Origin of the sequence: Gordonia sp. (in: high G+C Gram-positive bacteria) (assembly GCF_049299075.1) — a bacterium.
In the GTDB taxonomy this organism is placed as follows: Bacteria; Actinomycetota; Actinomycetes; order Mycobacteriales; family Mycobacteriaceae; genus Gordonia.
On sequence record NZ_JBAQWU010000264.1, the window covers coordinates 1 to 5,360 of the forward strand.

6 protein-coding genes are annotated in these 5,360 nt (G+C 64.6%); 1 reads left to right on the forward strand and 5 read right to left on the reverse strand.

Going from position 1 to position 5,360, the window contains the following annotated elements; genetic code table 11:
* Nucleotides 1-25: 25 nt before the first annotated feature.
* From rplI to rpsF, 4 genes are read right to left on the reverse strand one after another with little or no spacing between them, the layout of a single operon-like run.
* Nucleotides 26-478 carry a 50S ribosomal protein L9 gene (rplI, locus tag WAW85_RS08225; protein ID WP_422559131.1) on the reverse strand — a complete coding sequence of 151 codons (453 nt, stop codon included), beginning with the start codon at nucleotides 476-478 and terminating at the stop codon, nucleotides 26-28.
* Nucleotides 479-498: 20 nt separating this feature from the next.
* Entirely contained in the window at nucleotides 499-756 is a 258-nt protein-coding gene (gene rpsR, locus WAW85_RS08230; protein ID WP_422559132.1) for a 30S ribosomal protein S18, read from the reverse strand.
* A 42-nt stretch (nucleotides 757-798) separates the two neighbouring features.
* Nucleotides 799-1,356, reverse strand: coding sequence for a single-stranded DNA-binding protein (locus tag WAW85_RS08235; RefSeq protein WP_422559133.1), 558 nt, complete (start codon nucleotides 1,354-1,356; stop codon nucleotides 799-801).
* Nucleotides 1,357-1,410: 54 nt separating this feature from the next.
* The gene (rpsF, locus tag WAW85_RS08240; RefSeq protein WP_422559134.1) at nucleotides 1,411-1,692 is read right to left on the reverse strand and encodes a 30S ribosomal protein S6; all 282 of its coding nucleotides are present in this window, start codon (nucleotides 1,690-1,692) and stop codon (nucleotides 1,411-1,413) included.
* A gap of 132 nt (nucleotides 1,693-1,824) precedes the next feature.
* Here rpsF and WAW85_RS08245 point away from each other — a divergent pair, with 132 nt between their 5' ends.
* Nucleotides 1,825-3,846 carry a GNAT family N-acetyltransferase gene (locus WAW85_RS08245; protein ID WP_422559135.1) on the forward strand — a complete coding sequence of 674 codons (2,022 nt, stop codon included), beginning with the start codon at nucleotides 1,825-1,827 and terminating at the stop codon, nucleotides 3,844-3,846.
* Here the strand turns inward: WAW85_RS08245 and WAW85_RS08250 are convergent.
* A complete protein-coding gene (locus WAW85_RS08250; protein WP_422559136.1) occupies nucleotides 3,812-5,353 on the reverse strand; it encodes a glycosyltransferase family 87 protein in 1,542 nt (513 codons plus the stop codon). The genes WAW85_RS08245 and WAW85_RS08250 overlap by 35 nt on opposite strands.
* Between the last annotated feature and the right edge of the window lie 7 nt (nucleotides 5,354-5,360).

Sequence of the window (5,360 nt, forward strand, 5' to 3'; positions counted from 1 at the left end):
CCCGGCCTTCGGTGTCGAGAAATGATCAGGCGGAAACGACGTCCACGTTGAACTTCGCTTCGACCTTGGGGTGCAGCTTCACGACAATGGCGTGGCTGCCGATCGCCTTGATGTGCCCCTTGGGGAACTCCACGTTCCGCTTCTCCACGGACGGGCCGCCGGCGGCACGCACGGCGCTGACAACGTCAGCGGCCGTGACCGAACCGAACAGCTTGCCCGAGTCGTGGGTCTTGACGGTCAGCGAGACGACCTCCAGGCCCTCGAGGGCCTGCTTGATCTCGTTGGCGTGGTCCAGGTCGCGAACACCGCGAGCCTGCTGGGCCCGGCGGATGCCCTCGACCTGCTTCTCGGCACCGCGGGTGGCGACAATTGCCAGACTGCGGGGCAGCAGGTAGTTGCGGCCGTAGCCATCGCGCACCTCAACGGTGTCGCCAGCTTCGCCCAGATTCTCTACAGCGCTCGTCAGGATCAGTTTCATGTCAGTGATTCCTTTCCCGCTCAGCGACCGGTCGAGGTGAAGGGCAACAGGGCCACTTCACGCGCGTTCTTGACGGCCACCGCGATGTCCCGCTGGTGCTGGACGCAGTTGCCGGTCACCCGGCGTGAGCGAATCTTGCCGCGATCGGACAGGAAACGCCGCAGTACGGCGGTGTCCTTGTAGTCGATATCGGTGGCCTTCTTGTCCTTGCAGAAGGTACAGGCTTTGGCCTTGGTGATCTTCTCTACGCGGGGCTTGCGCCCCTTTTGCTTTGCCATAGTGGTGCTCCGTTGGTGCTCCTCGGGCTGGCGAGCCCGGTATCAGAATGGTGGTTCGTCGTTTCCGCCGGAGAATCCGCCCGCCGACTGCTGCGGCGGTGCACTTCCCCACGGATCGTCGACAGGCTGCGGACGGCTGTCTCCGGCTGGCGCACTGTAGCCGCCACCGGAGTTGCCGCCCTGACCGCCGCCAAAGTTCCCGCCGCTGTAACCGCCACCGCCACCACTGTTGCCACCGCGCGGAGTGCGGGTGACCTTAGCGGTCGCGTAGCGAAGCGAGGGACCGATCTCATCCACTTCGAGCTCGACGACGGTACGCTTCTCGCCTTCGCGAGTCTCGTACGACCGTTGCTTGAGCTTGCCCTGAACAATCACCCGGGTCCCCTTGTCGAGGGACTCGGTGACGTTCTCCGCGGCGTCACGCCAGATACTGCAGCGGAGGAACAGCGCTTCGCCGTCCTTCCACTCGTTGGTCTGACGATCAAAGGTGCGCGGCGTCGAGGCCACCGTGAAGTTCGCAACCGGTGCACCCGACGCGGTAAACCGCAGTTCCGGAGCAGCAGTCAGATTCCCTACGACGGTGATGACTGTGTCAGTCATAGTGTGTCCTCTAGGTCGAGTGAATGAGGTGGTGTGACGGTAGTCGTCGTGCGCCTACTTGCGCATGACCTTAGTGCGCAGAACCGCCTCGTTCAGGCCAAGCTGACGATCCAGCTCGCTGACGGTGGCGGGAGTAGCGGTGAGTTCGATGACAGCGTAAATACCTTCGCTGTTCTTCTCGATCTCGTACGCGAGACGGCGCTTGCCCCAAATGTCGACAGTGTCGACGGAGCCGCCATCGTTGCGAACCACATTCAGGAAGGTATCCAGGGATGGGGCGACGGTGCGCTCGTCCAGACTCGGATCGAGGATGACCATCATTTCGTAGTGACGCATAAGACCACATCACCTCCTATGGGCTATCGGTCGTGGACGTTCCACGACAGGAGGGTCGCCTGCGTCGGCAACGGTGTTCAAGATACATGAGCCGGGCATGACCTGCGAAATCGCACCGGTTAGAGTCGCCCCATGCCTTCTCCCGCTTCCGATCTCGCAGTGCAGAGAAACTTCCTGCACCGGGGTGAGGCTGCCTTGATCCTGGCGGTCTCCGTGCTCTTCACCCTGGCCACACTGATCTGGGGCTACCGGGTCAAACGGGTCTGCGGCGGCCCGCCGTTCGACGAGCTGGGCCGCAGCCTGCGTTTCCCGAGCGGCAATCGGCACGCGATCGTGCCGTGCTATTCGGATCTGATGTCCCTGTGGGTCGGTCGCGGCATCGACGACCATGTTTTCCCGTACATCCATGGCGGCATCGACGGTGCGGGAAACTTGTACGGCGGCGTCGTCGAGTACCCGGTCCTCTCCGGTGTCCTCATGTGGCTGGGCGCGATCGGCCAACACACCGATGTCGGCTTCTTTCAGCAGAATGCATTCATCATGGCGCCGTTCGCCCTGGCCGCAACCATCCTGCTCGCCTGGATGTGCCGCTGGTGGGTGCTGCTGTGGGCGGCCACACCGCCGTTGGTGCTCTATGCCTTCCACAACTGGGAGCTGCCGGTGGTCTTCACCTCGGTGGCCGCTGTCGCGATGATGGCGTGGGGCGCCAGCGCCGACAAGACCGGACAGCGCCGCGCGAGTCTGCGCACCTCGGCGATTCTCGCGTCGATCATTCTGGCCATTGGTTTCTCGCTGAAGATTTATCCCGGGCTGTTCGTGCTGCCGTTGGCCGCCTATGTCCTGACCCACGGGGAACAGGTGTCGACCGCCGCCCGTCGCGCCTACGACTGGGTGGGGGCGGCCTGGGTGGTCGGCGCCGCCGTGCTCACCACCTTGGTGATCCAGGTGCCGTTTATGATCGTCGGCTACGAGGGCTGGCGCGCCGCGCTGGAGTTTCAGAGCAACCGCAAGGCCAACATCGACACCAACACCTTCTGGTATTGGGGCGTCCGGTTTCTGGTGAACCGAAACGACGACATCTACAACTCGCTGGTGAGCGTGCTCTCGCCGCTGCTGATCATCGCGGCGGTCGGCGCCGCCATGTATCTGGCGTGGCGCCAGTACCAGCGTGACGGCGTCTTCGGTTGGGTAGCCGCCAGTTTCGCCGTCTTGGCCGCATTCATGCTCTTCCACAAGGTCCACTCCCCGCAGTACACGCTGTGGGTGCTGCCGTTCTTCGTCCTCCTGCGCGTGCCGTGGCAGGCGATCGCGTTCTATCTGTTCACCGATGCGGCCCTCGACCTCACCATCTTCCGCATGTTCGGGATCATGAATGCCAACGACAACATGAAGTGGTGGGTGATGGGCGGGGTGCTGATCGGCGTCTACGGCCACGTCCTCCTATTGATCTACTTCCTCCTCAAGGGCCCGAGCATGCAGATGCGCGAGCCGCTGGCGTCGTTTATGCGCACCGCGCTCCCGCCGAAGCCGCCACTCACCCGGCTCGCCGATGCCGACGCGCAGGCAGCCTGGCATTGGCTCGGTACGCCGACACTGCAGCGGGCCGGTGTCACGCTCCGTCCGCTCACCATCGCCGACTCACGGGAACTGGCGCTCATCGCCAGAAACGATCCCGACCTCGGACAATGGTTCCCCGGCATCCCCGGTAACCAACGCAGCGCCGTCGACTGGATCACCGCCGCACACGACGACCCGCATCGCATTGCCTTTGCCGTCATTCATGACAAAACCGGGATGCTGGTAGGTACCACCAGCTACTACGACGTCGATGCGGCCAATCAGACGCTGGCGATCGGCTACACCTACTACACCCGCCCGGCGCACGGCACGGTGATCAATCCCGCGGCCAAACTCATGCTGCTCGACTACGCGTTCACTGAGGCCAGCGCCGTTCGCGTCGTCTGGCACACGCACGAAGAGAATGCGCAGTCCCGCGCGGCGATCGCCAAACTCGGTGCCACGTTCGAAGGCCTGCTGCGCAAGCATCGGCGTTTCCCTCAGGACCCGACCGGCTGGCGCACCACCGCGCAGTACGCGATGACCGACGACGAGTGGGCCCTCAGCCGACCGGCACTGCTCGAGCGGGTTGACTGAGCACGACCCCGGTCGGCGGACCGCTGGCCGGATCGTCGTCGTGCCTGTGGAGTAGTTGACGCACAACCACTACGCACAGCACCAGGACGAAGGCGGCGCGGACGATCACCGCGACGTCGAAGAACTCCGGCGGCAGCCACTTGCGGTCGGGGTCCAGGAACAGGCCCATGCGCGGCACCCAGATCAGCGCGTCGACCACCATCCACGCCACCACCAGGCGTAGGTACGGGACGGCCAGGACCGCGAACGGCACCAGCCACAACGACGATTGCGGGCTCCAGGCCTTGCCGACAAGCAGATAGCCGGCGACGAGCAGGAACATCAGCTCGGCCACGGTCGGTATGCGCTCGGCACGCAACGCCACATAGCTGACGGCGGCGATCACGGCGACGAGCAGCGCCAGAAACACCGCGTTCACGAGGACCGTCGGCGGCGACCACGCGGTGGTCCGCTCGATCAGCGCATACAAGCTGTCCGGTTCGGCGGCGCGCTGCCACCAGGTCCGGAAAAACTCGCTCCAGCCACGCGGATAACTGATCACCACCGGCAGGTTCACCGCAATCCAGGCCAGACCCGCGCAGCTCAGCAGCGTCGTCAGCTCCCGGGTTCTTCGCTCCCGAAATGCAATCACGCCGAGCGCCGGGATCAGCAGCAGCGGGTACAGCGCCGAGGCCACGGCGAGTCCGGCGAAAATGCCCGCGGGAACCGGATTGCGGCGGGTCCAGAACAGGATGGCGAGCGCCACCAAGGCCACCGGGATCACGTCGTACGCGGTGAACGCGTGCAGCGCGACGAGCGGCGACAGCGCCAACAACGCTCCCAGCCACAGTCGGCGGCGATCGGTCATCATCGTCGCCCAGACCGCGATCAACCAGAAGATGACGAGCAATAACGCAGTGAGGTTGAAATAGGTGACCACGTCGAGCTGACGCGGAATCGGGGTGCCGTCGATCAATGCTTGCCAGCCCTGCGTGGCTTTCGCCGCGATATACATCACCGCGCCAATCACCACTGGCTGGTCCAGGTAGTGCCGTTCGCTGGCCACATCGTTGCCCGCACCAGTCGAACCGGCGAACCAGTAGGTTCGGTACGGCATGGTGCCCAAACGCAGATCGTCGATCGTCAGCCGCTCGGTACCGTAGCGCGCGATCACCTCGCTGTAGCAGAGGCCGTAATACTGGCGCTGATTGTCCCAGTTCAGACGCATGCCCGCCGACGGCTGACCGTCTTGCCCCGGGACGGGCGCCTGCTGCAGACAGCCAGCCTTCCCGCTCCACGAGAGTGCCATGATGACCAACGCCATCAACAGCACCGCGCGCAGCGGCGTCCACATGCGGCTGCGACCGATTGCCGCGTGCACCCCGACCGGCCCACCGATCAGCGCCGACGCGGCCGCCACCGGGGCGTTGAGTCGAGTCGGCAATGCCCGGGTGACATCGATCCGGAGATCATCCGACAGGGGCAGTAGTGAATCGGCCCGCTCGCCCACTCCCGGCGCCGGCGGCAATTCGGCC